Raw genomic sequence first — 24,513 nt, 5'->3', positions numbered from 1 at the left:
CGTCAGCAGCAGCCGTCCGTGCAGTGCGGCTCGTCGCCGACCAGCCGGGAGACGGGCGTGCAGCACGCCTCGCCCTTCCACGCCTCGATGCCCTCCCGGACGGCGAACCCGGCGATCACCACGGCGGCGACCGGGTCGGCCCACCACCACCCGAGCGCGCTGTTCAGCACGAGGCCCACGAGCAGCACGGCCGACAGGTAGGTGCAGATCAGGGTCTGCCGGGAGTCGGCGACCGCGGAGGCCGACCCGAGCTCGCGGCCGGTGCGTCGCTCGACCCAGGACAGGATCGGCATGACCGCCAGGCTGACCACGGCCAGGACGATGCCCACCGTCGAGTGCTCGGGCTCGGCCGCGGCCACCACGGTCCGCACGGCGTCGACGGTGACGAACGCGGCCAGGCCGAAGAACGACAGCGCGATGGTCCGTATCGCGGCGCGCTCCCGGGTGTGCGGGTCCGGGGCGGAGAACTGCCAGGCGACCGCGGCGGCGGACAGCACCTCGACGACCGAGTCGAGCCCGAACCCGACCAGGGCCGACGACGACGCGATCCGCCCGGCGGCCAGCGCCACGCCGGCCTCGACGACGTTGTAGGCGATGGTCGCCGCGACGATCCACCGGATGCGCCGTTCGAGCAGGGCGCGACGGCCGGTCGCGAGGCTGGTCATGCGCAGGCGCAGTCCGGACCGCAGCACGTCGGGTCCACCACGAGCACCAGCTGCAGCAGGTCCGCGAGCGCCGACGACAGCTGCGGGTCGGCCAGCCGGTACCAGGTGCGGCGGCCGTCCGGGACGGACTCGACGAGCCCGCACCCGCGCAGGCACGCGAGCTGGTTCGACATCACCTGCCGGGACACCTCCAGCGCGTCGGCCAGGTCCGACGGGTAGGCCGGTGCCTCGCGCAGCGCCAGGAGGATCTTCGTGCGCGTCTCGTCCGACAGGGCGTACCCCAGCCGGGCGAGCGCGGAGGTGTGCGTGAGCGTCGCGGTCGCCATGCAGGTGACAGTACACGGAATGCTGTACTCACAACGGTGCGGCACGGACGAGCCCCGGGTGGGAGACCTAGGGTGTCCGTGGTGATCGAGCCGGCTGTGGCGCACCTAGCCGGCTGACAGGAGGACGCACATGACCACCGGTCCGACACCCTTCGAGGTCCACGAGTCGGGGGCGCTGTTCCACGGCACCAAGGCAGACCTCCGGGTCGGCGACGTCCTCGAGCCGGGCCGGCGCTCGAACTTCGGCGGCGGCAGGACGGCCGGCCACGTCTACGTGACCGCGACGCTCGACGCGGCGACGTGGGGTGCGGAGCTGGCCCACGGTCCCGGGCGTGGTCGCATCTACGTCGTGGAGCCCACGGGCGCCCTGGAGGACGACCCGAACGTCACCGACAAGCGGTTCCCCGGGAACCCGACGCGGTCCTACCGCACCCGCGAGCCGGTCCGGGTCGTCGGGGAGGTCGAGGACTGGGTCGGGCACCCGCCCGAGCAGGTCCGGGCGATGCTCGACCACCTGGACGAGCTCGAGCGGTCGGGCACCGCGGAGATCGACGACTGACTAGGACGCGGACCGTCGGTACGTCGTCGTGAGGCGGTAGTCCTTCGACGGGCCGAGGGCGTGCCAGATCTCCTCGAACCTGTCGGCGTCGAGGAACCGTCCGGTCATGGTGTAGATGTCCTCGGCGCACGGGTGCTCGCCGGTCCAGCGGTCGTCGACGAGGTCGAACCGGTAGAAGAAGCGGCCGTCGCCGAACAGCACGTCGACCGACCGGCCGCCCGCACCCCGCAGCAGCAGCCGTCGACCCGCTGGGCTCACGTGCCCGCCGAACGTCAGCACCCCCGACTCGACGTAGGCCAGGGACCCGTCGCCGGTGGGCTCGAACCGCGCCGTGCCGCTCAGGTGGCCGTCCGCCCCGGCACGGGTGTCGACGACGGCGCGGTCCACCGACCAGCCCCCGGCGAACCTGTCGAGCAGCACCGCTAGCCGACCACCGGGATGCTCTGGATCCACAGGCCGGCGAGCGCGACCAGCAGCACGACGAGCCCTGCCGTCAGCAGGACGATGCCGATGATCGTGACGGTCCACCCGGGACCGACCTTCCCCTGAGGGCGGGTCTTCACGTCGGTGGGGTCGTCCGGGTTGACGTACACGTACCCGTGGAACATCGGCGTCGCGCCGAGGCCCTGCCGGAACGCGGCGAAGACCTCGGCGCGCAAGGGTGCGCCGTCGGGACCGGGGTACTCGACGGTCATGACGTCGCCGGCCACGATGCCGACCTTGCTGACCACGCGGGCGGGGAGCTGGATCCGACGGACGCTGCGGGCCCGAGAGAGCAGTCCGATGCCGACCGGCAGGGCCACGACGCCCAGGACGAGGAGCGCGACCGCGATGGTGAGGAGGACGTGGGGGCCGCTCATGGTGGAGAAACGTACCGCCTGAGGCCGTCAGGGGGTCCAGCGGAAGCCGGGGTTGACCCGGCCGCTCCAGCTGAAGATCGCCTGGTTGTCCCACCCGTTCCCGGTGCCGTTCATGTTGTACGGGTCCCAGCCGTTGCCCTGCACGGCGGTCCAGGTGGGCTCCCAGTAGAAGACGCCGATCCCACCGGCGTTCCGGACCGTGTTCTGGACGTACTGGAACATCGTCGCCTGGCTTGCCCAGCTGGCGTCGAAGCCCGCGCAGGTGCCGTTGGCGCTGTTCGCCTGCGAGTCCGCGTTCGCCGTCGTGAACGGGTAGGACGTCTCGACGAGGACGACCGGCTTGCCGTACCGGGTGCGGGCCGTCGACACCGCCGAGTACAGGGCGTCCAGCCCGCCGTGCCAGAAGCAGTAGTACGACAGGCCCGTGAGGTCCCACTTCACGCCCTGGTTCTTGATCCCGTCGTAGAACCACGTCAGGTGCTCGACGCTGTCGGAGTTGGCGGTGTGGATGATGACCTGGGTGGAGGAGCTGCACGCCTTGACCGCGTTGTAGCCGGACTTCAGCAGCAGGCTCAGGTTGGTGAAGTTGCTGTTGGAGACCTTGCCCTCGTTCCAGAGCATGCCGACGTTGATCTCGTTGCCGATCTGGATGCTGTCCGGCGTCGTGCCCTGCGCCTTCAGGCTCGTGCAGAGCCAGTACGTGTAGTCGTAGACGTCCTTCTGCAGCTGCGCGATGCCGTGGTTCGCCCACGCCGACGGCTTCCACTGGTTGCCCGGGTCCGCCCACGTGTCGGAGTAGTGCAGGTCGACCATGAGCTTCAGGCCGCGCGACTTGACCTCCTTGGCGTAGGCAAGGACCTTGCTCGGGTTGTTGTACCCGGACGCCGGGTTGTTGAACACGCGCAGCCGCGCGTAGTTCATGCCGGCGCCCTTGAGGATGTCGAGCGGGTGCTTCTGGCTCCCGTTCGCGTCGTAGTACTTCACGCCGAGGTCGAGGCTGCGTTGCAGGCTCGACACGTCACCGCCGAGCATCGACAGGCTGTTCGCGGCCTGGACGGGCGACGGGACGGCGACGGCTGCGGCCGTCGCCGTCAGCAGGGCTGCGATCCCCATCGCGGTGAGACGCTTCCGAGTGTTCACGCGCAATCTCCAGTGATTGTCGTGCGGTGTGCAACGCCCACCGTGAGGCGTGCTCCACCCTGTGATCGCTCACAGTAGCGAGCCTCCCATGGCGTGCGCCGTCGCCTAACCCTTTCGTTCTGTTCGGGACCCAGGGTCGCTGTGCACGATCACAGTGCTGGACGGATCCGCGCGTGCCGTCCGGGTGACAGATCCCCCCGTACCGGACCGATGGACGGGCGCAGGTCGGTAACGTGTGCGGTCGCGGCCGGGCGAGCGCCGCACGATCCAGCAGGGGGTGGGCATGGTCTTCGCCGGGGACGGCCAGGTGGCTGCCGCCGCCGAGTCAGCGCTCGCCGCGATCGGCGGCGTCGTGGTGGCCACGGCAGCGATCGTCCAGGGCCTCGCCGACGGTTCGACGACCGCCCGCGAGCAGCTGCTGCGCTCACGGTGACCCGCCTGGACTTCGGTGACACGGTGGGCGAGACCTGGAGCGGCGTCTTCACCGGGCCGCACGGCTCCTACGTCTCGACGGCCGTCGGCGACGACGTCGGCTACCGGGGCGCCGACCGTGAGTCCGTGCTGACGTACTGGCACGACGTCCTGGCCGCACCGTGAGCGGTGAGCGGGAGTTCCTCGAGCTGGGCGGCCCCGACGACGCGTCCCTGGACCGCCTGCTGGCCGTGGCCGACCAGGGCCGGCAGGACATGGGTGCCGTCCGGGCGACGTTCCGCTCCTGGCCGGGCACGGTCTTCTGGATCCTCGCTGCCGTCGTCGTGCTCCCCTGGGGCGCGCTGGCCGTCGCCCTGCCCGAGGCGCAGGGCCGGATCGTCGCGGCGGCCGTCGGCTGCACGTTCCTGCTCTTCGTCGCGCTGCTGGTCGGGGTCGGCGTCGCGGAGCGGCACCGGGTCTGCGAGCACGGCCTGGTCGTCGGGATGCGCACGAAGTCACCCTTCGTGATCCCGTGGTCCACGATCGACCCCGGCCGCGTCCGCGTGGTGCGGCGCTCCAACCTGCTGGGTCGGCTGCCGGGGCGGACGTCGTCGTCGCCGCACTTCCGGCACGGCGCCGCCAGCGGCACCGCCCTGGCCCTCAACGGCCTGGACTCCGCCCTCGGCGGGTGGCGGCACCTCCCCGGCGTGGTCGAGGTCACCGACGCGGTCCGGCCGGGCTCCCGGGCCCGCCGCACCCCGTTCGTGTGGTGGTACCTCGGCAGCCGGCACCCCGAGCGCATCGCCCGCGCCGTCGAGGACGCGATGGTCGCCGACGGCTACCCCGCCCAGGACCTGACCGACCGCGCCGTGGCGCAGGGCTGCACCCTGCGGCTGAACCCCGGCACCTGGGAACCCTTCCCGCCCCGCGCGGGCACGGACCCCGTGCACGGCGTGGACGGGCCGCCTCAGCCCTGAGCGCTACGGCCTGACGACGTCGGCGAAACCTGTCCAGCGCAGTGCGGCCGGCAGGTGGCTCATGTCGTTGAAGACCACGAGCGCGGGCGGCAGGCCGATCCGGTACTCGATGACCGTCAGTGCGGCGTTCCCGCTGTTCAGCCCGAGCCAGCGCGACGGGGGTGCACCGAGCGCGTCCCGCACGAGCCAGGCGATCTGGAACGCGTGCGTGACGAGGACCAGGTGCGTGTCGCCGCTCTCGGTGACGGGGTCCACCTCCGACGCGAACCGGGCGACCAGGGCGTCCGCGGTCGCACGCCCCGACGCCGCCTCGGCAGCGTCGTAGCCGTCGAAGAAGCCGAGCCACGGCGTCGGGATCTCGCTCGGGGGCGGGACGTGCGGTACGTGGTCGACCAGCTCGGGGGCCGCGGCGACGGGGACGCCGGGGAGGTGCCGGGCGACCTCGTGCGCGCTGGCGACGGCGCGCGGCAGGGGTGAGTGCCACACGGCGTCGACGGGGACGCGCGCGAGACGCTCACCGAGCAGCTCGGACTGCCGTCGGCCCGTGTCGGTGAGCTCGCCGAACGCGTCGGCCTCGCCGTGGCGGGCGAGGTAGAGGTGACGCGTGCCCCTGGCCGTCCTCATCGGTGCCTCGTGACCGTGCCGGCGGTGCCGTCGACGGTGAGGGTCGTGGCGTCGTGCAGCGTGGTCGTCGCGCCGGTGATGCCGAGGACGGCGGGGATCCGACGTTCGCGCGCGACGATCGCGGCGTGCGACAGCACCCCGCCGGTCTCGGTGACGACCCCGGCGGCGAGGCGCAGCAGCGGTGTCCAGCTCGGGTCCGTCCAGGGGCACACGAGGATGTCGCCCGGGCGCACACCGGCGAAGTCACCCGGACCGCGGACGACGCGCGCGGTACCGGTCGCGGTGCCGCTGCTGCCCGGTGTCCCGACGAGCGTCGCGGGCGAGCGGACCGGGCGCGACGGCCGTTCGGGCAGGTCGGCGGTGGTGGGCCGGGCCTGCAGGACCCAGAGGTCACCGCCGACGAGCGCCCACTCGACGTCCTGCGGTCCGCCGAGCACCGCGGCGATGCTCCGGCCGAGGCCCGCGAGCCCGGCGGCGGTGGCGTCGTCGAGGGTCGGTCGACGGCGGTCGGGTTCGGGGACGTCGCTCGTCACGACCTGCGTGCCGCGCCGGTCCAGGCGGGTCCGCTTGTCCGCGACCGTGCGCGTGACCGTCCCGTCCGCGTCCACGCGGTAGGCGTCCGGCGTGACCGTGCCGCCGACGACGCTCGGGCCGAGCCCCCAGGACGCCTCGATCTGCGTCGGCCCGCCCGGACCCCCGGGCGTGAACATCACCCCGGAGACCTCGGCGTCCAGGTGGCGCTGCACGAGGACCGCCATCCTCGGGCTCGTGGCCGACGCGCCCCGGTAGGCGACCGCCCGGGCCGAGTGCAACGACGCCCAGCACGCGCGGACCGCGTCGACCACCGCGTCGACGCCCTGCACCCCGAGCGCGCTCTCGTACTGGCCCGCCGCGGACGCGAGGCCGGTGTCCTCGTCGTCCGCCGAGGACCGCACCGCGACCGGTGCGCTCCCGAGGGCGGCGCGCAGGTCGTCGGGGAGCGCACCGTCCACCGGGCGGTAGGCGATCGGGAGGACGAACCCGTCCGGGACCGGCAGCCCCGCGCGCAGCAGTGCGCCGAGCGCGCCCGCCTTTCCCCCGCACGTCCGAGGCACGGCGTCGTGCAGCGGGACGAGGGTCGTTGACAACATTCTGTTGACTATGCACGATGGCGCGCATGCAGAGCAAGGACGCGGCCGCCGCCGACCAGGCGCAGGCCCGGCGCGAGCACGACGCACGTGAGCAGCTCCTCCACCGGGGTGCCGACCGGCTCGACGACCGCCCGTGGCGTCCCGCACCGGTCCCTCCGTCCGCGGTGGACCTCGTGCAGTTCGCCCTGTGGCGCTCGGGCGACCTGACCTCCGACGACCTCCTGCGTGCCCTCACCCTGATGCCCGCGGCGCGCGCCGAGGTGGACGGGCTCGAGGACGGCCTGCTGTTCGTCGCCCGCAGCGCAGGCTTGACCTGGGCCCAGATCGCCGAGGCCATGGGGTTCAGGTCGCGGCAGGCGTGCCAGCAGCACTACGCCAGGCTCACCGCCCGACGGGAGACGGCGTCGTGACGCGGGAGTCAGCCCCCGACCTGCTGACGCTGCACGCCGTGCGCATCGTCGGGTTCGCCGACACCGCGACGGTCGCCCGTCGGTTCGACCTCGACCCGGCCGAGACCGAGGAGCTGCTGCGCGACGCGGAGGCCTACGGCTGGGTGGAACACGCCGCGTTCGCCGACCTCGGCGGCTGGTCCCTGACCGACCGCGGGCGGGCCCAGGACGAGCGCCTGCTCGCCGCCGAGCTCTCCTCCTGCGACGGCGAGGACGACGTCCGCGAGGTCCACGGCGACTTCCTGCCGCTGAACGCACGGCTCCAGCGCGCCTGCACGGCCTGGCAGCTGCGCCCCACCCCCGACGACCGGCTCGCCACCAACGACCACGCCGACACCGCGTGGGACACCCGCGTCCTGGACGAGCTCGCCGCGATCGAGCAGGGCCTCACGCCGCTCGTCGACCGGCTCGGGCGGCTCCTGGCCCGGTTCGAGGGCTACGACACCCGGTTCGCCGCGGCGCGACGCCGAGCCCACGCCGGAGACACCGGCTGGGTCGACCGCACCGACGTCGACTCCTGCCACCGCGTCTGGTTCGAGCTCCACGAGGACCTCGTCGCCACCCTGGGGATCGACCGGAGCTCGAACGCCTGAGCGGCCCAGGCGACCGTCGCCGTCACGGCGTACGCCTCGGCGCCGGCCCGACATCTACCCCACCACTCCGACGCCCGGTGAGCCGTCAGGGGAAGGCGACGGGCACGTCCTCGAACGTCGACCAGCGGGAGTCGACGCTGACCGCGAGCGCCTCGGTCGGGTAGAGCGGTGCCGGGAGCGTCGCCTCGAACCGCACGGGCACGCCGGGGAGGAGGTCGAGGGCCAGCTCGTCGGTCGACCAGCGCTGGCCCGTGTTCGACAGCGTGCGGTACTCGACCAGGCGGGTGCGGTCCGCGACGGTCGGGCGCAGCGGGCTGCGGTCCATCAGCTCGTAGAGCGTCGCCGGCTCGCTGGAACCGCCCAGCCGCTCGACGACGATCCGCAGCCGCATCGACGCCCCGCGCACCTCGAGGCTCTCCACCCCGACGCGCAGCTTCTCGCCCGGCCGCCCAGGGGCGTCGACGGTCTGCTCGATCTCGAGCGACTCCGGTACGGGCACGACGAGGCCGGCGTCTCCGTAGGGCCCCGCGGCCGCGCTGCCGAGGGTGCCCGACGGTGCCGCGGACGCCGTCGGCGTGGGGGGCGCGCCCGAGTACCGGAGCTCGACGCGACGGTTCTGGGCGCGGTCGTCGGCGACGTCCTCGCCCTCCTCGGGGACCAGCAGGCGCGACTCGCCGTACCCGTGCACGTCGAGCACGACGTCCGGACGGGCCGCAGCGACCGCGGCGGCCACCGACTGAGCGCGGCGCTCCGACAGCGCCTGGTTGTAGGCGTCGTCGAGGACGGAGTCGGTGTGCCCGTCGACCGTGACTGTGGCCCCCGCGGGGACCTGGGCGACGAGCCCTCCGACCGCCGCGCGCGCCGGCTCGGACAGGTCGCTGCCGTCGACGGTGAAGAGGATGTCCGACGCGAGCGTGACCGACGTCTGGTCCTGCTCCTGCTCGACCTGCTCCACCTGCCGGATCGCCGGGTCCGCCTCGTAGGGCCGCACGGTGAAGAACGCCGGTGACCCGCTGTAGTCCCGCACGGCGAACAGCCGGTTGGTCAGGACGCCCTCGGTGAGGGCAGGGAAGTCGTCCAGCGTCAGGGGCGTCGCGTCGTCCGTCGCCGGGGAGGCTCCGGAGACGAGCACGGCGACGACGAGCGTGAGCGCGGCCGCAGCCGGCAGTCGACGGGCGATCGGTCGCACGGCTCAGTCCTCGTACGTCACGGGGACGTTCTCGAACGGTGCCCACGACGCGACCAGCGACAGGTCGAGCGCCTCGACCTGCTCGGTCGGTGCCGCGAACCACGCCTGGTAGAGCACCCGCTCGCCGTCGGCGGCCTTCGCGGACACGTTGTCCGTCTCCCAGTACTGCCCGGTCTCGCTCAGGACGAAGTACTGCGTCAGGTGCTCCAGGTCGTTCAGCGCGGGGCGCAGATCACCGTCGCCCGTCATCCCGTAGATGTTGACGGTCTCACCGTCGGCGAGGGAGTCGTCGTCGGGCGTGAACCAGACGCGCAGCTCCATGGTCTTGCCCTGCACGACCAGCGGCTCCACCTCGACGCGCACCGCGGCGTCGGGGTCGCCCGGCACCGGGAACGTGGCGTCGAAGACCGTGCCGGCCTGCTGCACCGTCCCGCCCGGCGCGTCCGCCGCCGCCGAGCCCGTCCCGGACGGCTCCGGGTCGTCGCCACCCGTGCACCCGGCGAGCCCGAGGACACCGGCGACCACCATCGTCACCACGACCGACGAACGCATGTGTCCCTCCCGTCGCCCGGAGCTCCCGGGTCAGCGGGCACGACCGTACCCGCACCGGATCGCGCGGCAGACAGTGGTGCCACCCCGCGAGACCGACAAGGACGACCAGACGAACGGTTCAGGGTCCTGAGGGACGCGTCGCGTGGCGCGACGACTCCACGCGTCACCCTGGTAGCCTTTGCTAACACTGTTCGCAAAGGAGATCTGATGCGCGTCCTCGTCCTCGCCCCCGGTACCCGCGGCGACGTCGCGCCCGCAGCCGGGCTCGCCGCGTCCTTCGTCGCGGACGGGCACGACGTCACGATCGTCGCGAACACCGAGTACGGGACCCTCGTGCGCGACGCCGGCGCGACGCACGTCCCCGTCACCGCGACGCTCACCCCGGCTCCAGGTACGGATCCCGCGTCCAAGCCGGGGGTGCGGGCCTACCTGGAGTCGCTCCGCACCTACATGGAGGCTGCGGCGTCAGCGGCGCTCGCGGCAGCACCCGGGGCTGATGCGGTCCTCACCAACGCCATCTCGCCGTACGGTCACGACCTCGCCGAGCACCTGGGCGTCCCGTCGGCCGAGGCGCTCCTGCAACCCGCGCAGCCGAGCCGCGACTACCCCCCGATGATCGCGAGCGCGCACGACCTGGGCGCGATCGGCAACCGGCTCGCCGGTCGCCTCTCGCAGCTCGTGCGCACCCCCTACGACCCGGCGTGCGCCCGGATCCGGTCTGAGCTGGGCCTGCCTCCCGAGGCCCGCCGTACCGCGCAGCGCCGACGTCGTGAGCAAGGGCTGCCGGTGCACCACGGGATCAGCCCGGCCGTCCTCCCTCGCCCCGGCGACTGGCCGTCGTCCCTCACCCTGGACGGGTTCTGGTGGCCGCCGACGGCACCGCTCTGGAGCCCCGACGCGCAGCTCGAGGACTTCCTGTCCGCCGGCCCGGCCCCCGTCGTCGTCTCGCTGGGCAGCCTCCCGCCCGGCGCCGCGGTCGCCGACGCGGTCCATGACGCGCTCACCAGCGGGACCCACCGGGTCGTGCTCCAGGGCGACCAGCTCCGGGAGGTCGCCGAGCGCCTCGGCACCGACCGGGCGCTCCACGTGGGCGACGTACCGCACGAGTGGCTCCTGCCCTGCGCCGCGGCCGTGGTCCATCAGGCCGGTGCGGGCATCAGCGCCGCGGCACTCCGCGCCGGGGTGCCGTCGGTCCCCCTACCGATCCACACCGACCAGCCCTTCTGGGCGCGACGCCTCACCGCGCTTCAAGCGGCCAGCAGCCCGCTGCCCGTCAAGCAGGTCACCGCCGCGAAGCTCGCCGCGCGGATCGAGGACGCCGCCTCGTCGACAACCCTGCGGCAGGGTGCCCAGGCGGTCCGTGCCGCGATGGCCGGCGACGACGGGACCCGACCGCTGCGGGCCTGGCTCGAGCGGATCGCCTGAGGGGCGCGGACCATGTCACCCGAGGTGGTCTGGCTCCGTGCGACGAGCTCCGGCGTCGGCCGCCCCCCACGGCACACCCGCGAGACCGTCACCCTCGCCGCGGTCCACGCTGCCGACCGGGACGGTCTTGCCGCCCTCACCATGCGCAGCGTCGCGGCGGAGCTCGGTACCGGCGGCGGATCGCTCTACCGCCACGTGACCAGCCGCGAGGAGCTCATCGACCTCATGGTCGATCACGCCGCCGGCGAGTACGTGCTGCACGAACCTACGGGCCACTGGCTCGACGACCTCGTCGCCCTCGCGGTGCAAGGCCTGGAGATCCACCGTCGACACCTGTGGCTCACCGAGGTCGTCACCGCGCCCGTCGTCGGACCCCACGGTCTCCGGGTGAGCGAGCACGTCATGGCCGTCCTGGCCGAGCACCCCGCCCACGACGGCCAGAAGCTCGTCGCGTACGCCGTCCTGAACTCGCTGATCAGCTCCTTCGCCCGCGCCATGGACAGCGCTCCCGACCCCGAGCGTGCCCAGGCTCAGGCCGCCTACCTCGCCGAGGTCATCCCCCGGGGCGACCACCCCCACCTCGCGAGGCTCGACCCGGGCAGCACACGGCAACCCGACGACGTGTTCCCCGACGTCATCCGTGGCGTGCTGCGTGGTCTCCTCCCGTCACATGCCGGAAATTTCCGGCACTCAACCCCCCACGGGTCCGGTTAGCCTTCCCCCGCGCCGACAGCAGGCGCCCTCCCTCCCCGAGAAACCGGACTCATGAACTCTGCGCCCAGCACCACGCCCGACCTGGACATCGACACCGACGAGGACGAGTCGTCCTGGACCGACTTCTTCCTCCCCGCCGTGCTGTTCGCCATCGCGGTGGTCCCGTTCACGCCCCTCTGGGACGAGATCGCGCAGCCGGACAGCACCCGCCGCAGGTACGGGGGGATCTCCCGGTTCCTCGACTCCGTCGGCCCCCTGCCGGTCGCCCTCGCCTTCGCCGGGCTCGGCCTCGTGATCCTGGTCGGCGTCCTCGTCCAGCGGTCCCGCAAGAACGCCGTCGCGGCTCCCGAGGTCACCGAGGACTGATCAGCGGCCGGCGGGTGCCGTCGCCGACAGCATCCGCCGGCTCAGCCCAGCACGACGTACTCGTTCGCGGCGATGTCGAGCCCGACCAGGCTGCGGCCCGCCGGCACGACCTGGCTCACGCCGGCCGGGAAGTCGGCGCGGAAGACCTCCTGCCCGGTCGCGGGGTCGTACGCGACCAGCTGGCTCCGGTCACCTGCGGTGACGGCGGTGACCGGGACGAGGAGGTGCCGCCCGTCGGTGAACATCGTCGATCCGAGGGTCCACCCGCGTCCCGGCTTGGTGCTCCACAGGACCTGGCCCGTCGCTCCGTCCAGCGCGCGCAGACCGCTCGTGCTCCCGACGAACACCTTGCCCCGCATGATCAGCGCGTGCGAGGCGTCGATCACCGTGTCGTTCGACCACCGCCGAGACCCTGTGTCCGCGTCCCACCCGCGGAGCATGTCGTCCCGGGTCAGGACCAGCCCGGGGACGCTGCCGTCGTCCAGTGCGGTGTCGAAGCGGCTCCCCCCGATCGTGACGTCCGCCGCCGGGTCGCCGTCGGGCGACAGGAACGTGGTGCGGACCCCGTCCGTCGTGGTGACCTGCCAGGAGATCGTGCCGTCCACGTCGGTCGCCCACCCCATGCCGTGGGCGCCGGTGCCGACCTCCTCGGTCAGGTCCCGCACGACGTCCCCCTCCGCCGACAGCAACCGCAGGGGCCCACCCGTCGGGGAGTACGCGAGCAGGTCGCCCGCGCGGTACACCGACGCCGACAGGTCGTTCTCGGAGTAGGTGACACCGTCGACGAACGGGTCCGTCCTCGACCACCGCTGCTCTCCCGAGAGGGTGTCGAAGCCGGCCACGGTGGTGCCGGCCGGGGAGGAGTACGCGATCGCGACCGTGTCGTCGGGCAGCACCGCAAGGGTGTCGCCCGCGTCCACCGGCCACCGCGCCAGCACCCGGCCGGCGGCGGTGGACAGCACGACGACCTCGTGCGCGCTAGCCGGCACGCGCTCGAGGCTCCCACTGGGCTCGACGACGACCGCACCGTCGGAGATCAGGCAGACGACCCTCGCAGCCGAGCCGATGTCGCCGCCGGGGACGACGTCGTCCACGCACCAGCTCCCACCGACGATCGTCGAGGGCTCCTGCTCGGCGAGCACCGCGACCGGACCCAGGAGCAGGGTCGACCAGGCCCCCCCGAACCGCGTGTACGTCTGGGAGCCGTCGGCTGCGCGATCGACCATGCCCCCCGCATAGCCGAACAGCGCGCCGGCCTCCCGGGCGGGAACCCGACGCCCGGCGACGAGCACCTCGTCCACCGGGGAGATCACCCCGGGCACCCGGGCGAGCGCGGCGTCCGCGGCGCGCTCCCGCTCCGTCACGACCCACTGCGTGGCGCCCAGCCCGGCACCGAGGACCAGCACCCCGCCGACGAGCCACGTCACGGGAACACGGCGACGTCCGGTCGCGGCGACCGGGTCGGCGTCCTGCGCGGCAGCGTCGTCGTCGAGCAGGACCTCCTGCAGCTCGCCCCGTCGCGCCATGCGCGGACCTTACCGACCGGCTCCGCCGGCGTCTGCCCGCCGCCCGAGTGACGACGCCCGTGGCCCTTCCGGCGTGGCACAGCAGACCGATCGACGCGTGACACACATGCTCGGGTGGTGGACAGGTACCGGGTATGAGCGACGCACGTCGTGCCCCCGCGAGGGAGCGCACCTTCACCGCGCTGTACGACGCGGTCTACCCGGACCTCCTGCGCTTCGTCCAGCGACGGACACATCCCGACCTTGCCGACGACGTCGTCGCCGACGCGTTCCTGGTCGTCTGGCGTCGCCTCGACGAGCTGCCGCGCGACCCGGGTGACGCCCGGGCGTGGACCTTCGGCATCACCCGGAACCTCCTGCTCAACACCCAGCGGGGCGAGCACCGCCGCCGCGCGCTGGGGGTGCGCCTCGCCGACGAGCCGGTCGTCGTCGCCGCCACCACGGCGGAGACCGACGGTGTGGTCAGCGCGGTCGACGTCGGTCGCGCCTGGAGGCACCTCTCCGAGACGCACCAGGAGGCCCTCGCCATCGCCGCGTTCGACGAGCTCAGCGCACCGCAGGCCGCCGCCGTCCTGGGCATCTCGCCGGTCGCGTTCCGGCTGCGTCTCAGCCGCGCCCGCCGAGCGCTGCGACTCCACCTCGACCACCTGCCACAGCAGACCGCGGTGCCGGCCCGCATCGCTGAAGGGCTCACCGCACCATGAACCGCCACGACGACATCGCCGCCACCCTGCGCATGCTGGACCCCGCCGAGCGTCACGTCGATCCCGGCTCCGCTCGTGCCCGCGCCGACCTGCGCACCATCCTGACCACCGACCCGGTGCCGCCGGCCGCACCGGCGCCCCGGCCCCGACGGACCGCCCGTCAGGTCGTCCTGGTCGCCGGCGTCGCGGTCGCGGCGACCGTCGCCCTGGTCGTCCTGCCGTCTCTCTCCGGCGACGACCAGGCCATCGCGACCTGGACGGCAGCGCCGACGGACGTGTCCCCCGAGCAGACGCCCGAGGCGGCCGAGCGCTGCCGCAAGCAGTACGAGGAGGGGCCGAGCCAGGTCAAGCCCGACCTCTCCGGGACCGAGCCGGTCATCGCGGAACGCCGTGGCGCCTGGACGACGGTCGTGCTCGCCGGCGCCGGTGGGTTCTCGGCGGTGTGCATCACCGACGACACCGGCACAGGGATGATCGGTTCCTGGGGGACGCCGTCCGGCTACGTCGCACCCGGACCCCGTGAGCTGTACGCCTTCACCCTCAGCACGGGCACGACGGGCGCCGGGGACATCTCCATGATCGACGGCACCTCTGGTACCGACGTCGTGGGCGTCGTCTACCGCAGCCGGTCGCACGGGGACGTCGTCGCCACCGTGAACAAGGGGCACTTCGCGCTCTGGTTCCCCGGCGACGAGCTCGGCGAGGCGCACATCGACGGCGTCGATGTCGAGGCGATCTTCACGGACGGGACCACCACCACCCTCCACCTCTCCTACTGAGGGGGTGCGGTAAGTTCCTCGCGGCGCACCGGCGCCGGGACGGACATCGACGACGGGGGATCGCGGGTGGCACGCCGAGCATGGATCGCCGTCGTCGTGATCGCCGTGGCCGGTGTGGCGGTGGGGTGCAGCCCTGGCTCGCCGGGCGAGACGAGCACGAGCACCACGACGACCTCGGCCACCCCGACCGGCACCCCGACGACGGACCCGGCTGCCGCCCAGGAGCAGGCCGCCGTCGACGCGGCCACCGCCGCACTCACCGCGTTGATCGCCACCTCCGACGCGGTCGGTCAGGCGGGTTACGCGGACTGGGCACCGATGGCGGGCCTCGTGGGCGGTGAGCTGCGCGTCCGCGCGCAGGACCTGCACGAGCAGCGGGCTGCGAGCGGGAGCCGCCAGACCGGTTCCACGACGATCGACGACGTCACCGTGGCCGAGTACGACGCCGGTCCGGACGGCGGCGGACGTGAGCGCGTCGTCCTGGACGCGTGCGTCGACACGACCGACGTGGACATCCTCCTCGCGGACGGGTCGTCGCGCCTCGACCCCGACGAGCCGACGCGTCTCGTCGTCCGGTACACCGTCCAGAACACCGACGGGCTCTGGACGGTCGACGACGTCGCGTCCGACCCTGCGCGGACGTGCTGACGCGGGTCGCGGCCGCCCTGCTGACGGCCGTCGTCCTGCTCCTCGGTGCGCTCCCGGCCGCGGCTGACCCCGAGTGCGAGGTGACCGACCTGAACGGGCGGTGCGACGTCTCGGCCGAGGCGCCCGGTGCACCCCCGAGCGAGCTGCCCCCGCCCCCGCCCGGCGGCGGCAGCGGCTCGACTGCTCCCCGGGTGTGCAGGGACCTGTCCGACGACGTGATCGACTGCGTCAGCTCGTTGGGCACCTGGTCGGACTCCCGCTCGTGCTACCTGCAGCTGGCGGAGCCGCAGCCTCCGGCCGACGACCCCGCGTGGGAAGGGCGCACCGACGGGGTGATCTACCGGTGCATGATCCCGCAGCCGTACTCCAGCGCGATGTGGACGACGTACGTCTGGTTCGCCACCGCACAGCCCGGCCCTGCGCCGCGGGAGCTGGCGCAGATGGCGATCGCGCAGATGGAGTTCCGGGCCGGCCAGCTCGGCATGAGCCCCGCCCAGGATGCGCTGTCGGTCGTGGGTCTGCAGACCTGGTTGTGGATCGCGGACCCCGACGAGCACACGGTCGGGCCGATGACGCGGAGCGCGTCGGCCGGCGCGGTGACCGTCACGGCCACGGCCACCCTGGAGTCCGTCGTGTGGGACATGGGCGACGGCGGCAGCCCGGTGGTGTGCGACGGACCGGGCACCCCGTACGACGCCACGCTCGGGGACGAGTCGCCGACGTGCGGGTACACGTACGGTCGGTCCTCGGCGAGAGAGCCCGACCTGGCCTACACCGTGACGGCGACGTCGCGGTGGGTCGTGCACTGGACCGGCGGCGGACAGTCCGGCGACATCCCGCTGGAGTTCACGCGCTCGGCACCGGTGCGGGTCGGCGAGGTGCAGGCCATCGTCACCCGGGCAGGGGCGTAGGGCCCGCCGGTCCTCAGCTCTGCGGCACCACGTCGAGCCCGCTCTCGCACACCCGCACCACCTCGTACTCGACACCCTCGGCGTCGAACACGCTCCCGACCGACGCGTCCACCCGCAGCAACCCGTCGCGCGACGGCGCCGTCACGCTCAGGTCGGCCGTCGGCGGGGAGGCTGCCATGTCGACCTCCGCCACGACGGCCCGCCCGCCACCCGACAGCGGCGTCGGGACCATCACCGCGACACGCTCGGCGCCCTCGACGACGTCGCCCACGCACTCCGGGGGGTCGGCGGGCTGGGTGCACCCCGCCAGGACGAGCACGGCGACGGCCAGGACCGGCACCGTCCGGCGCGCGCTCACGACGCCGCCTCGAGGTCCACGCGCGGGCGGGGTGTCGCCTCGATGCGCACCACCGTCCAGGCGGACCCGGCCAGCTCGACCTCGTCGCCGACGTGGAGCTCGCGCTCGACCGTACGGCGGTCCCGCACGACGCCGAGGGTGGCGGACGGAGGGTCGTCGTGGACCTCCTTCAGCGCGAGCGACACCTTCTGGTCGCCCTCACCGAGGCGGTACGGGATGCCGGGGCGGACGGTCAGGCGCGTCATGGGGTGTCTCCCAGGTCGATGGCCTGGGGTGAGTCGAAGTGCGCCTCGAACTCCGCAGGCGTGAGCCGCAGCGGTTCGTAGTCGGCACCCCAGGGGTTGGCGAGCAGCACGTGGTCGTCGGTGATCTCGGTGACGTAGTAGACGTGCCGCCCGAAGTAGCCGGGCTGCAGGTGCTCCGGCACGTCGTCCTTGTCGTCCGACGACGCCACGATGACAGGGGAGCCGGAGTCGAACGCGTCCTTCACGTCCTCGAAGTCCACGTCGAGGCCGCGGGACTCGTTCCCGGAGACGTACGGGGGCGCCTGCTCGGTCCAGTCCCACTCGAGCGCGCCGTACGTGCCCTGCTCGGACCTGTCGTACAGCGGGTCGCCGTCCTTCCCGTCGGGGGCCCCTCCCTTGTCCTCCTCGTAGAGCAGCGCGAACGCCTTCTCGTAGTAGGCGGGCCACAGCTCGCCGTCGCCGTGCGCCCCGAGCGGTGAGCCGTCGTCGGCCAGCGGGAGGTCGCGCGTCATCGTCACCCACCGTGCGGTGCCGTCGTGGTCCCAGAGCCGCACCGAGATCGTGCCGTTGGCGTTCTCGCGGATGTTGCGGGTGACGAAGTCCGGGTCCATCTGGGTCGTCGCCGCCAGGGAGGCGATGAACCAGCAGTCGCCCAGGCGCCCTTGGTACACGTCGGTGCTGGAGACCCCGTCGGCGAACAGCGGACCCTCGGGGATGCCGTAGGTGATGCCGCTCGCGTCCTCACCGGTCTGCGGGTTGGCGCCGTCGAGGAACACGTCGGTGGTGTCGAAGCCGGGCGTCATCCACGGGAAGGCGTCGGCCAGGTCGTCCAGGTGGGTCGATCCCGCGAGGGCGAGCAGGTCGCCGGCCAGCGCGACGCGTTCTCCCACCGGCAGGCCGTTGCTGTCGAACGGCGACCAGCCGGAGTCGGAGGTGTCCGCGACGGCCTCGCCGAACGCGTGCAGGTCGGTCTCGGACGCCTCGTCCAGGAGGAGGTCGAGCTCCGCCGCGGTGAGGTCGGTCAGCAGGTCGGCGATGCGCCTGAGGTCGTCCCGGTTGCCGTTGATGCCGGTGTCCAGGTCGGGGAACGCCGCGAGCGCGTCGACCGCGTCCTGCACCTTCGACGCGTCGGGTGGCTCGGCGTCCTCGAACACGAGCTGGGGGCTCACCACGTGGCCGTCCTCGAACAGGACCCGGCAGGCCTCGAGGTGGTCGGACCGGCGCTCGATGCTCCCGGCGACGTCCGGCAGCGACCAGGCCAGCGACGACGGCAGCCCCAGCGGGAGGAAGCCCTGGGTCCGACGCAGCGCCGGGCTGGTCGTGGCGGGCCGACCGCGCAGCGCCTCCTCCGCCTCGTCCAGCACCGCCGCGACGTCGCGGCGCAGGTCGCCGGCGCTCGCCCCGGTGCGGCGCAGGTCCGCGGCGAACCCGCGCAGCCGCTCGACGTCGAAGCCCGTGTAGCTCATCCCGCCCCCGCCGGCACGGTTGCCGCGCGCTGGACCTCGTCGGCGAGGTCCTCCAGGCGCTGCGCCTCACCGAGCCAGGAGCCGGCGTCGGCGAGCAGGTCCTCGGCCATCTCGCGCACGGTGTCGCGCTGCTCCGCGAGAGCGGCTGTGGTGTCCCGGGCGTAGGTCCCGTACCAGAGCCCGGCCGACCGGGCGGTCTCGACGTCCCCGTCCAGGCAGGTCCCCAGCGAGCCGGCGATGCGCTGACCCCGGGCCGCCGCGTCCCGCAGCGCCGACGCCCGCCGACGGAGCGACGCCGCACTCTCCCCGTGCGCCAGGGGTGTCATGGCTGTCTCCCTCGTCGGCGCTGTGCGGTGCCGGTCACCCTACCGGGGCGACGGACGCATCCGCGTGGGTCATCTCCAGGCTCGGTTCCGCCGATACCCCTGACGGACCTGCGCTGCAGGCGCCCGCCGAGCTGACCCATGTCGACCAGGAGGCCCTCCCTCATGACGGGCCGCACGCCCTGGAACGCGCCTCGCGCAGAGGACGTCGTGACGTTCCTGCCGTCGTCGAGGTGGGCGACCGTCAAGGACGCCCTCAGGATCCCGTTCAGGCTGCTCGTCGCCGCATCCCTGGTCGGACTGTTCGTCGTCGTCACAGCTGACGTCGTCCACGACGACCTGCTCGTGCAGCACCTGCGAGCGCACGAGACCGCCAGCACCACCGGCGTCGTCACCGGCGTCACCGAGAGGCACTATCGCAGGTTCGGGGTGCGCTACCACCGAGAGGTCACCTACCTGGACGGGCTCACGACGACCGACACCTCGCGATGCCGGTGCAGTGCCGTCGGCGACCGCGTCGCGGTGACGTACGACGAGTCCCAGCCGGAGCGGGCGATGGCCACGGACCGGCTGGAGGGCTGGACCAGGCTCGCCTACCTGCCGGTCGCGATGATCCTGCTGCTCACCGCCGTGCTGGTGGGCGCCTGGACGTTCTTCGCCACCCAGCGAGCCGCCTCGGGGCACCTGGCCGTCCGATACCGGGACCACCGCGCCCGCGCCCGGGAACGCTCCCGGAACGCCCAGGACTACGTCGCGTTCGTGAACACCCACCAGCGGCGCCCAGACCCAGCGAGCGGCGACCCGGTCGAATCGGCTCTGGCCTCCTGGTGGGTCGTGCTCCAGAGGGACGCACCGGACTCCCGCGAGGCCCGCCTGGTCGCCGACGTCCTGACCATCACCCGGCTGTAGCTGCCCGTCCGGTTGCTCCCAGCCGGCCCGGCGTCACTGGAGCGTGTACCCGCCGCGGACGACCTTGAGCGGCAGACCGTCCAGCTCGGCGGCGTCCAGCTCGGCGGGAAGGTCGGCGTCCGGGGAGACGGTGACCTCGAGCACCAGGCCGGAGTCGGTCTGCTTCACGCCGACCGCGTTGACGCCGTCGAGCTCGATGAGCCGCGGCTCGTGCGCGCGCTGGACGGCGACCGCCTCGTCGTACGTCAGTGCCATCACGCCATCGTCCCACCCCCGCCGGGGGGGCGCCCGTCGTCGGGTATCACCTCTGTCGCGGCCGCGCTCCTGTCTCGTGGGTGGGCGTCCGCTCATCCGACGATGGTGCACACGAGGGGGTCGGTCCATGTCTTCCATTGCGGAGCTGGTCGCCATCAAGGAGCGCGTCGAGGACGAGTACCTCGCACGACCCGGGGTGACCGGTATCGATGTCGGGTACAAGGTCGTGGGGGGTGTCCAGACGGACGAGGTCGCGATCCGCGTCCACGTCGAGAAGAAGAAGGCCACCGTGCCGAAGGCGCAGAGGGTTCCGGCGTCGATCGACGGCGTCGCCACGGACGTGCTGGAGCGCACCTACGAGCTGCAGGTCGTCCGCACGCCGCTGACCGTCAGCGCTCAGGCGGACACGACGCACTACGCCACCCTCCAGGGCGGCATCAGCATCGGCCCGAGCAGGGCCATCGGCGGCTTCGTCTACTCCGGCACGCTGGGCGCGATCGTCACGGACAACGTCAGCGGGCAGAAGGCGGCCCTGACCAACTTCCACGTGGCGTGCGTGGACGACGGGTGGAGCGTGGGCGACCGCCAGGTGCAGCCCAGCCGTGGCGACACGGGCACGGTGCCCGGCGACGAGTTCGGGGCGATCCTGCGCGCCGTCCTGTCGTCGCACATCGACGGCGCGGTCCTCTCGATCGACGCCGGCCGGACGACGGCAGGAACGGTCGTCGACATCGGGACGGTCAACGGCACGAAGCCGGCGACCCTCGGGATGACGGTCCGCAAGCGTGGCCGCACGACCGGTCTGACGCACGGTTCCGTCGACGGGCTGTCCCTCACCGTGAACGTCGACTACGGCGACGGCCTGGGCGTCCACACCCTCACCGACCAGGTGAGCATCGCCACCGACACCGCGCAGAACCCGCTGTTCTCCGCGAGCGGCGACTCCGGTTCGGTCATCGTCGACTCCACCGGTGCCGTCGTCGCCCTGCTGTTCGCGGGAGCCGGCACGAGCACCGTCGGCAACCCGATCGCGAGCGTCCTGACCGAGCTGGACATCGCCATCCCCCTGGGGAAGTCGATCATCAAGGACATCAAGGACGGTCGGAAGGACTTCATCAAGGACAAGGACAAGGAGCTCCGCAAGGACATCATCAAGGACAAGGAGCTCAAGAAGGAGATCATCAAGGACAAGGAGCTCAAGAAGGAGCTCATCATCGATGGGAAGCGGCTCAAGGACATCAGGGACGTGTTCAAGGGTCCCGACATCCCGTTCGACCCCCGCGACCCCGGCGGCGGTCCGGGCTTCGGCGGCGGTGGGTTCTCCGACCGCCTGGCCGAGCTCGAGGGCAGGCTCGGCTCGCTCGAGAGCTTCATCTCGCCCGAGCTGCGCCCGGACCTGACCTCCAGCGCGTTCAGCGCCGAGGAGGAGCTCTCGACCGACGAGATCGCGGCGCTGCGGGCCGAGGCCGAGCGTCAGGTCACCGACGCCGCGGCCGCGAAGTCCGACCTCGACAACCTTCTGGGCTGAGCAGACGGCGACCCGGCCGGTGGCGACGTCACCGGCCGGGTCCCCACCGAGGGGAATCCCATGTTCGTCGTCCTGTGCGACCTCGACGACAGTGCGGCTCTGTGGCTGGACTCGCGGTTCCGCGAGCTCGGTCAGAAGTCCGTGCTCGTCACCTCCGGGCTGCTGTCGTTCGCTCGGCGACGATCGCAGTGGATCGGCCGCGACGGCACGCGTGCCGTCGTCGACCTCGGCGAGGGCGGAGTGATCGACCAGCCCGACCTCGTCGTCAACAGGCTCCTGTCGCCACCCACGGCCGCCTGGCAGTGGGCGGAGCCGGGCGAGCGCGACTACGCCGGGGCGGAGCTGACGGCGTTCACGCTGAGCTGGCTGGCAGCCGTGCCGGGCGTGGTGCGCAACCGTCCCTCGCCCACCTGCCTCGCCGGCCCGTCGCCGCACCCGCTGCGCGCCGCGGTCGTCGCCCACCGGGCCGGGCTGGACGTGCCGGACGCCGACGTCGGGGCGGGCTCGCCCACGCTCTGGCTCCTCGAGGCAGCGGTGCGACGCGCCGCGCCGGCCGCGGGTGTCGCGCACCTCGTCGTCCTCGACGGGCGGATCGTGGACGCCGAGGGTGTCGAGCGTCGGGTCGGCGCACGGCTGCCGGAGGGCTTCCCGTCGGCGGTCGCACGGTTCGCAGCCGCCGTGGGTGCAGCCGAGGCACTGATCGGCATCGACGTCGTGGTTGCCCAGGGCCGGTGGTGGTTCGCGGGGATGACGCCGCTGCCCGACCTGATGCTCGCGGGCGACGCCCTGGTCCAGGACCTGATCGGTCTCGACGCGAGGGTGGTGGCCCGGTGAGCGTCCTGGTGTGGGGGGTGCCGACGGAGAGCCCGGTCGAGCTGCTCCTGGGGGCCCTGGCGCGGTGCGGCGCCGACCCGGTGGTGGTCCATCCCCGTCAGTTCCTGCAGCAGCACGTCGACATCGGCGTCTCGGGCGGCGAGCTGCGTGGGTCGATCCGGGTCGGGGACCGGACGACCGACGTGCGCGACGTCGCCGGCGTCTACGTGCGGCCGATCGAGCCGGAGCTCGTGCCCGAGCTCCGGGGTGCGGCCGCCGACGATCCCGCGATGCGACGCGCCCGCGCAGGGTTCGACGCCCTGATGGCCTTCACCGAGGCCGCTCCCGACGCGCTGGGCTGCAGGGTCGCGAGCCGGCTGTCCGCCATGGCCTCCAACATGTCCAAGCCCTACCAGGCGCAGCTCGTGCAGCAGGGCGGGTTCGACACCCCCGAGACGGTCGTCACCGACGACCCGGACGAGGCGCGGGCGTTCGTCCGCGCGCACCGCGGAGCGATCTACAAGTCGGTGAGCGGGGTCCGCTCGATCGTCAGCGTCGTGGACCTGGACCGGGATGCCGAGCGGCTCGAGCTGATCCGCTGGTGCCCGGTGCAGTTCCAGGAGCACGTCCGCGGGAGGGACGTGCGCGTCCACGTGGTCGGCGACGAGGTGTACGCGGCGATCGTCGACTCGTCCGCGACCGACTACCGGTACGCCCGCGCCCAGGTGGGCGAGGACGCCACGCTCGCGCCGTACGCGCTGCCCGACGACGTCGCCGAGCGGTGCGTCCGGCTCGCCCGCGACCTCGACCTGCCGTTCGCCGGCGTCGACCTGCTGCTCGCGGACGACGGGCGCATCGTGTGCTTCGAGGTCAACCCGTCCCCGGGCTACTCCTGGTACGAGACCGCTGCGGGGCTGCCGATCTCCGACGCGCTCGCCCGGTGGCTGCTGCGGGCCGCGTAGCCCGTCGCGGGCGGCCTGCAGTGGGATGCTGACCGCATGCTCGAGGCGCTCACCGGCACCGGACTGGCCACCGCGGCCGGTCTCAACGCGTACATCCCGCTGCTCGTCATGGGCGTGCTCGCGCGGTGGACGGACCTGCTGACCCTGCCCGCCGGCTGGGACTTCCTCGAGAACGGGTGGGTCCTCGCCGTGCTGGCCGTGCTCCTCGCGCTCGAGGTCGTGGCCGACAAGATCCCCGGCGTCGACAGCGTCAACGACATCGTGCAGACGGTCGTGCGTCCCGTCGCGGGTGGCATCGCGTTCGGTGCGGGCTCGAGCTCCCAGACCGCCGTCGTCACGGACCCCGAGGCGTTCGTCCAGTCCGGGCAGTGGGTCCCGGTGGTCGTCGGGATCGTCCTGGCCCTCGTCGTGCACGGGGCGAAGGCCACCGCGCGGCCCGTCGTCAACGTCGCGACCCTCGGCGCCGGGGCACCTGTGGCAAGCACGGTCGAGGACGCGACGAGCGTCGGGCTGTCGTTCGCGGCGATCCTGGCGCCGTTGCTCGTCCTGGTCGCGCTGGTCGGGCTCGTGGTCGTGTGGCTCCGCTTCCGGCGACGACGTCGGCGCGACGGGGTGCCGGGTGAGGCGCCGGTCGACGTCCCCTAGCGTCGCGTGGGTAGCCTGAGCCGCATGCCCATCACGCTCGAGAACGTCGGTATCGCCGTCCGCGACCTCGAGGCGACGATCGCGTTCTTCACCGACCTCGGCCTCACGGTCCTCGGCCGTGACACGGTGAGCGGCGAGTGGGCCGACACCGCCGTCGGCCTCGACGGCAACCACGCCAAGATCGCGATGCTCCAGACTCCCGACGGTCACGGTCGGCTCGAGCTCTTCGAGTACCTCCACCCCGACGCCATCGAGACGGAGCCCACCCGTCCGAACGACATCGGCATGCACCGCGTCGCCTTCTCGGTCGACGACCTCGACGAGTCCCTGGCGATCGCAGCGCGGCACGGGTACCACCCGCTCCGCGGCGTCGCGACGTACGAGGACATCTACCGGCTGACCTACCTCCGCGGCCCCAGCGGCATCCTCGTGATGCTCGCCCAGGACCTCACGCGCTAGCG

At 72.9% G+C, this 24,513-nt stretch carries 34 protein-coding genes; 19 read left to right on the top strand and 15 right to left on the bottom strand.

Features of this window, described 5'->3' with window-relative positions; all coding sequences use genetic code 11:
- Window positions 1-2 precede the first annotated feature (2 nt).
- Window positions 3-665, bottom strand: coding sequence for a cation diffusion facilitator family transporter (locus ASF78_RS08610; protein ID WP_056588393.1), 663 nt, complete (start codon window positions 663-665; stop codon window positions 3-5).
- Complete coding sequence (locus tag ASF78_RS08605; RefSeq protein WP_056586850.1) at window positions 662-991, bottom strand: helix-turn-helix transcriptional regulator; 330 nt, start codon at window positions 989-991, stop codon at window positions 662-664. Before ASF78_RS08605 ends, ASF78_RS08610 begins: the two co-directional genes overlap by 4 nt.
- Window positions 992-1,121: 130 nt before the next feature.
- On the opposite strand from ASF78_RS08605, the gene arr reads away from it, so the two are divergent.
- Window positions 1,122-1,550 (top strand): NAD(+)--rifampin ADP-ribosyltransferase, encoded by a 429-nt coding sequence (gene arr, locus ASF78_RS08600; RefSeq protein WP_056586847.1) that lies wholly within the window; start codon window positions 1,122-1,124, stop codon window positions 1,548-1,550.
- Here arr and ASF78_RS08595 read toward each other — a convergent pair whose 3' ends face one another.
- The 3 genes from ASF78_RS08595 to ASF78_RS08585 are packed head-to-tail and all read right to left on the bottom strand — an operon-like array spanning window position 1,551 to window position 3,550.
- Entirely contained in the window at window positions 1,551-1,970 is a 420-nt protein-coding gene (locus tag ASF78_RS08595) for a DUF6314 family protein (RefSeq protein ID WP_056586844.1), read from the bottom strand. It lies immediately after the preceding gene.
- 2 nt (window positions 1,971-1,972) lie between these two features.
- Window positions 1,973-2,410: a hypothetical protein gene (locus tag ASF78_RS08590; RefSeq protein ID WP_056586841.1), complete on the bottom strand. Its 438-nt coding sequence runs from the start codon at window positions 2,408-2,410 to the stop codon at window positions 1,973-1,975.
- 27 nt (window positions 2,411-2,437) lie between these two features.
- Window positions 2,438-3,550, bottom strand: coding sequence for a glycosyl hydrolase 53 family protein (locus ASF78_RS08585; RefSeq protein WP_200940530.1), 1,113 nt, complete (start codon window positions 3,548-3,550; stop codon window positions 2,438-2,440).
- 235 nt (window positions 3,551-3,785) lie between these two features.
- Between ASF78_RS08585 and ASF78_RS08580 the strand changes: the two genes are divergently transcribed.
- From ASF78_RS08580 to ASF78_RS08575, 3 genes are read left to right on the top strand one after another with little or no spacing between them, the layout of a single operon-like run.
- On the top strand, window positions 3,786-3,983 hold the full coding sequence (locus tag ASF78_RS08580; protein ID WP_056586838.1) for a hypothetical protein: 198 nt from the start codon (window positions 3,786-3,788) through the stop codon (window positions 3,981-3,983).
- Entirely contained in the window at window positions 3,980-4,147 is a 168-nt protein-coding gene (locus ASF78_RS22345; RefSeq protein WP_156374081.1) for a hypothetical protein, read from the top strand. The genes ASF78_RS08580 and ASF78_RS22345 overlap by 4 nt, the downstream gene beginning before the upstream one ends.
- Complete coding sequence (locus ASF78_RS08575) at window positions 4,144-4,938, top strand: hypothetical protein (protein ID WP_056586835.1); 795 nt, start codon at window positions 4,144-4,146, stop codon at window positions 4,936-4,938. The genes ASF78_RS22345 and ASF78_RS08575 overlap by 4 nt, the downstream gene beginning before the upstream one ends.
- Window positions 4,939-4,941: 3 nt before the next feature.
- Here the strand turns inward: ASF78_RS08575 and ASF78_RS08570 are convergent, their stop codons facing one another.
- Together ASF78_RS08570 and ASF78_RS08565 are read right to left on the bottom strand one after the other, a co-directional pair.
- Window positions 4,942-5,562: a histidine phosphatase family protein gene (locus tag ASF78_RS08570; RefSeq protein WP_056586832.1), complete on the bottom strand. Its 621-nt coding sequence runs from the start codon at window positions 5,560-5,562 to the stop codon at window positions 4,942-4,944.
- Window positions 5,559-6,692, bottom strand: a complete 1,134-nt coding sequence (locus tag ASF78_RS08565) for a PEP/pyruvate-binding domain-containing protein (RefSeq protein WP_056586829.1) — start codon at window positions 6,690-6,692, stop codon at window positions 5,559-5,561. The genes ASF78_RS08570 and ASF78_RS08565 overlap by 4 nt, the downstream gene beginning before the upstream one ends.
- A gap of 26 nt (window positions 6,693-6,718) precedes the next feature.
- On the opposite strand from ASF78_RS08565, the gene ASF78_RS08560 reads away from it, so the two are divergent.
- Together ASF78_RS08560 and ASF78_RS08555 are read left to right on the top strand one after the other, a co-directional pair.
- Window positions 6,719-7,102, top strand: coding sequence for a DNA-binding protein (locus tag ASF78_RS08560; RefSeq protein WP_056588387.1), 384 nt, complete (start codon window positions 6,719-6,721; stop codon window positions 7,100-7,102).
- Window positions 7,099-7,734, top strand: a complete 636-nt coding sequence (locus ASF78_RS08555) for a hypothetical protein (protein ID WP_056586827.1) — start codon at window positions 7,099-7,101, stop codon at window positions 7,732-7,734. Before ASF78_RS08560 ends, ASF78_RS08555 begins: the two co-directional genes overlap by 4 nt.
- Before the next feature lie 85 nt (window positions 7,735-7,819).
- Here ASF78_RS08555 and ASF78_RS08550 read toward each other — a convergent pair whose 3' ends face one another.
- A complete protein-coding gene (locus ASF78_RS08550) occupies window positions 7,820-8,923 on the bottom strand; it encodes an OmpA family protein (RefSeq protein ID WP_056586824.1) in 1,104 nt (367 codons plus the stop codon).
- Between the two features lie 3 nt (window positions 8,924-8,926).
- On the bottom strand, window positions 8,927-9,475 hold the full coding sequence (locus tag ASF78_RS08545) for a hypothetical protein (RefSeq protein ID WP_056586821.1): 549 nt from the start codon (window positions 9,473-9,475) through the stop codon (window positions 8,927-8,929).
- A 207-nt stretch (window positions 9,476-9,682) separates the two neighbouring features.
- Here ASF78_RS08545 and ASF78_RS08540 point away from each other — a divergent pair, with 207 nt between their 5' ends.
- Genes ASF78_RS08540 through ASF78_RS08530 form a run of 3 tightly spaced genes read left to right on the top strand, consistent with a single transcriptional unit; the run spans window position 9,683 to window position 11,980 of the window.
- Window positions 9,683-10,900, top strand: a complete 1,218-nt coding sequence (locus tag ASF78_RS08540) for a glycosyltransferase (protein WP_056586818.1) — start codon at window positions 9,683-9,685, stop codon at window positions 10,898-10,900.
- Window positions 10,901-10,912: 12 nt separating this feature from the next.
- Window positions 10,913-11,614, top strand: coding sequence for a TetR/AcrR family transcriptional regulator (locus tag ASF78_RS08535; protein ID WP_056586814.1), 702 nt, complete (start codon window positions 10,913-10,915; stop codon window positions 11,612-11,614).
- 51 nt (window positions 11,615-11,665) lie between these two features.
- Window positions 11,666-11,980 carry a hypothetical protein gene (locus ASF78_RS08530; protein ID WP_056586810.1) on the top strand — a complete coding sequence of 105 codons (315 nt, stop codon included), beginning with the start codon at window positions 11,666-11,668 and terminating at the stop codon, window positions 11,978-11,980.
- Between the two features lie 41 nt (window positions 11,981-12,021).
- Here the strand turns inward: ASF78_RS08530 and ASF78_RS08525 are convergent, their stop codons facing one another.
- A complete protein-coding gene (locus ASF78_RS08525) occupies window positions 12,022-13,506 on the bottom strand; it encodes a PQQ-binding-like beta-propeller repeat protein (protein WP_056586808.1) in 1,485 nt (494 codons plus the stop codon).
- 134 nt (window positions 13,507-13,640) lie between these two features.
- On the opposite strand from ASF78_RS08525, the gene ASF78_RS08520 reads away from it, so the two are divergent.
- The 4 genes from ASF78_RS08520 (at window position 13,641) to ASF78_RS08505 (ending at window position 16,548) form a co-directional block, all read left to right on the top strand.
- A complete protein-coding gene (locus ASF78_RS08520) occupies window positions 13,641-14,210 on the top strand; it encodes an RNA polymerase sigma factor (RefSeq protein ID WP_056586804.1) in 570 nt (189 codons plus the stop codon).
- Window positions 14,207-14,989 (top strand): hypothetical protein, encoded by a 783-nt coding sequence (locus ASF78_RS08515; RefSeq protein WP_056586802.1) that lies wholly within the window; start codon window positions 14,207-14,209, stop codon window positions 14,987-14,989. The genes ASF78_RS08520 and ASF78_RS08515 overlap by 4 nt, the downstream gene beginning before the upstream one ends.
- A gap of 66 nt (window positions 14,990-15,055) precedes the next feature.
- Window positions 15,056-15,637, top strand: a complete 582-nt coding sequence (locus tag ASF78_RS08510) for a hypothetical protein (RefSeq protein WP_056586798.1) — start codon at window positions 15,056-15,058, stop codon at window positions 15,635-15,637.
- On the top strand, window positions 15,631-16,548 hold the full coding sequence (locus tag ASF78_RS08505) for a hypothetical protein (protein ID WP_056586795.1): 918 nt from the start codon (window positions 15,631-15,633) through the stop codon (window positions 16,546-16,548). Before ASF78_RS08510 ends, ASF78_RS08505 begins: the two co-directional genes overlap by 7 nt.
- A 13-nt stretch (window positions 16,549-16,561) precedes the next feature.
- Here ASF78_RS08505 and ASF78_RS08500 read toward each other — a convergent pair whose 3' ends face one another.
- The 4 genes from ASF78_RS08500 to ASF78_RS08485 are packed head-to-tail and all read right to left on the bottom strand — an operon-like array spanning window position 16,562 to window position 18,943.
- Complete coding sequence (locus ASF78_RS08500; RefSeq protein ID WP_056586792.1) at window positions 16,562-16,906, bottom strand: hypothetical protein; 345 nt, start codon at window positions 16,904-16,906, stop codon at window positions 16,562-16,564.
- On the bottom strand, window positions 16,903-17,151 hold the full coding sequence (locus tag ASF78_RS08495) for a DUF6406 domain-containing protein (RefSeq protein WP_056586790.1): 249 nt from the start codon (window positions 17,149-17,151) through the stop codon (window positions 16,903-16,905). The genes ASF78_RS08500 and ASF78_RS08495 overlap by 4 nt, the downstream gene beginning before the upstream one ends.
- Window positions 17,148-18,617 carry a C2 family cysteine protease gene (locus ASF78_RS08490; RefSeq protein WP_056586788.1) on the bottom strand — a complete coding sequence of 490 codons (1,470 nt, stop codon included), beginning with the start codon at window positions 18,615-18,617 and terminating at the stop codon, window positions 17,148-17,150. The genes ASF78_RS08495 and ASF78_RS08490 overlap by 4 nt, the downstream gene beginning before the upstream one ends.
- Window positions 18,614-18,943, bottom strand: a complete 330-nt coding sequence (locus ASF78_RS08485; RefSeq protein WP_056586786.1) for a hypothetical protein — start codon at window positions 18,941-18,943, stop codon at window positions 18,614-18,616. The genes ASF78_RS08490 and ASF78_RS08485 overlap by 4 nt, the downstream gene beginning before the upstream one ends.
- 162 nt (window positions 18,944-19,105) lie before the next feature.
- Here ASF78_RS08485 and ASF78_RS08480 point away from each other — a divergent pair, with 162 nt between their 5' ends.
- The gene (locus ASF78_RS08480) at window positions 19,106-19,849 is read left to right on the top strand and encodes a DUF3592 domain-containing protein (protein ID WP_056586783.1); all 744 of its coding nucleotides are present in this window, start codon (window positions 19,106-19,108) and stop codon (window positions 19,847-19,849) included.
- A gap of 33 nt (window positions 19,850-19,882) precedes the next feature.
- On the opposite strand, the gene ASF78_RS08475 is transcribed toward ASF78_RS08480, so the two are convergent.
- A complete protein-coding gene (locus ASF78_RS08475) occupies window positions 19,883-20,104 on the bottom strand; it encodes a hypothetical protein (protein ID WP_056586779.1) in 222 nt (73 codons plus the stop codon).
- A gap of 127 nt (window positions 20,105-20,231) precedes the next feature.
- On the opposite strand from ASF78_RS08475, the gene ASF78_RS08470 reads away from it, so the two are divergent.
- The 5 genes from ASF78_RS08470 to ASF78_RS08450 are packed head-to-tail and all read left to right on the top strand — an operon-like array spanning window position 20,232 to window position 24,511.
- The gene (locus tag ASF78_RS08470) at window positions 20,232-21,632 is read left to right on the top strand and encodes a hypothetical protein (protein WP_056586776.1); all 1,401 of its coding nucleotides are present in this window, start codon (window positions 20,232-20,234) and stop codon (window positions 21,630-21,632) included.
- A 60-nt stretch (window positions 21,633-21,692) separates the two neighbouring features.
- The gene (locus ASF78_RS08465; RefSeq protein ID WP_056586773.1) at window positions 21,693-22,466 is read left to right on the top strand and encodes a hypothetical protein; all 774 of its coding nucleotides are present in this window, start codon (window positions 21,693-21,695) and stop codon (window positions 22,464-22,466) included.
- Window positions 22,463-23,407, top strand: a complete 945-nt coding sequence (locus ASF78_RS08460; protein WP_056586771.1) for a RimK family alpha-L-glutamate ligase — start codon at window positions 22,463-22,465, stop codon at window positions 23,405-23,407. The genes ASF78_RS08465 and ASF78_RS08460 overlap by 4 nt, the downstream gene beginning before the upstream one ends.
- Before the next feature lie 36 nt (window positions 23,408-23,443).
- Complete coding sequence (locus ASF78_RS08455) at window positions 23,444-24,052, top strand: DUF4126 domain-containing protein (protein ID WP_056586768.1); 609 nt, start codon at window positions 23,444-23,446, stop codon at window positions 24,050-24,052.
- Between the two features lie 24 nt (window positions 24,053-24,076).
- Window positions 24,077-24,511, top strand: coding sequence for a VOC family protein (locus ASF78_RS08450; RefSeq protein ID WP_056586763.1), 435 nt, complete (start codon window positions 24,077-24,079; stop codon window positions 24,509-24,511).
- Window positions 24,512-24,513 lie beyond the last annotated feature (2 nt).

It is taken from the genome of Cellulomonas sp. Leaf334 (genome assembly GCF_001424195.1).
In the GTDB taxonomy this organism is placed as follows: Bacteria; Actinomycetota; Actinomycetes; order Actinomycetales; family Cellulomonadaceae; genus Cellulomonas.
Note: the sequence above shows the minus strand (reverse complement) of the source record. Positions and strands in the feature narration are given on the sequence as shown.

Coding starts and splice junctions, on each gene's coding strand:
- ASF78_RS08530 (WP_056586810.1), top strand. CDS start 11,666: ATGAACTCTGCGCCCAGCACCACGCCCGACCTGGACATCGACACCGAC.
- ASF78_RS08455 (WP_056586768.1), top strand. CDS start 23,444: ATGCTCGAGGCGCTCACCGGCACCGGACTGGCCACCGCGGCCGGTCTC.
- ASF78_RS08485 (WP_056586786.1), bottom strand. CDS start 18,943: ATGACACCCCTGGCGCACGGGGAGAGTGCGGCGTCGCTCCGTCGGCGG.
- ASF78_RS08465 (WP_056586773.1), top strand. CDS start 21,693: ATGTTCGTCGTCCTGTGCGACCTCGACGACAGTGCGGCTCTGTGGCTG.
- ASF78_RS08450 (WP_056586763.1), top strand. CDS start 24,077: ATGCCCATCACGCTCGAGAACGTCGGTATCGCCGTCCGCGACCTCGAG.
- ASF78_RS08475 (WP_056586779.1), bottom strand. CDS start 20,104: ATGGCACTGACGTACGACGAGGCGGTCGCCGTCCAGCGCGCGCACGAG.
- ASF78_RS08540 (WP_056586818.1), top strand. CDS start 9,683: ATGCGCGTCCTCGTCCTCGCCCCCGGTACCCGCGGCGACGTCGCGCCC.
- ASF78_RS08525 (WP_056586808.1), bottom strand. CDS start 13,506: ATGGCGCGACGGGGCGAGCTGCAGGAGGTCCTGCTCGACGACGACGCT.
- ASF78_RS08470 (WP_056586776.1), top strand. CDS start 20,232: ATGTCTTCCATTGCGGAGCTGGTCGCCATCAAGGAGCGCGTCGAGGAC.
- ASF78_RS08560 (WP_056588387.1), top strand. CDS start 6,719: ATGCAGAGCAAGGACGCGGCCGCCGCCGACCAGGCGCAGGCCCGGCGC.
- ASF78_RS08515 (WP_056586802.1), top strand. CDS start 14,207: ATGAACCGCCACGACGACATCGCCGCCACCCTGCGCATGCTGGACCCC.
- ASF78_RS08570 (WP_056586832.1), bottom strand. CDS start 5,562: ATGAGGACGGCCAGGGGCACGCGTCACCTCTACCTCGCCCGCCACGGC.
- ASF78_RS08590 (WP_056586841.1), bottom strand. CDS start 2,410: ATGAGCGGCCCCCACGTCCTCCTCACCATCGCGGTCGCGCTCCTCGTC.
- ASF78_RS08605 (WP_056586850.1), bottom strand. CDS start 991: ATGGCGACCGCGACGCTCACGCACACCTCCGCGCTCGCCCGGCTGGGG.
- ASF78_RS08490 (WP_056586788.1), bottom strand. CDS start 18,617: ATGAGCTACACGGGCTTCGACGTCGAGCGGCTGCGCGGGTTCGCCGCG.
- ASF78_RS08480 (WP_056586783.1), top strand. CDS start 19,106: ATGACGGGCCGCACGCCCTGGAACGCGCCTCGCGCAGAGGACGTCGTG.
- ASF78_RS08535 (WP_056586814.1), top strand. CDS start 10,913: ATGTCACCCGAGGTGGTCTGGCTCCGTGCGACGAGCTCCGGCGTCGGC.
- ASF78_RS08565 (WP_056586829.1), bottom strand. CDS start 6,692: ATGTTGTCAACGACCCTCGTCCCGCTGCACGACGCCGTGCCTCGGACG.
- ASF78_RS08610 (WP_056588393.1), bottom strand. CDS start 665: ATGACCAGCCTCGCGACCGGCCGTCGCGCCCTGCTCGAACGGCGCATC.
- ASF78_RS08545 (WP_056586821.1), bottom strand. CDS start 9,475: ATGCGTTCGTCGGTCGTGGTGACGATGGTGGTCGCCGGTGTCCTCGGG.
- arr (WP_056586847.1), top strand. CDS start 1,122: ATGACCACCGGTCCGACACCCTTCGAGGTCCACGAGTCGGGGGCGCTG.
- ASF78_RS08495 (WP_056586790.1), bottom strand. CDS start 17,151: ATGACGCGCCTGACCGTCCGCCCCGGCATCCCGTACCGCCTCGGTGAG.
- ASF78_RS08520 (WP_056586804.1), top strand. CDS start 13,641: ATGAGCGACGCACGTCGTGCCCCCGCGAGGGAGCGCACCTTCACCGCG.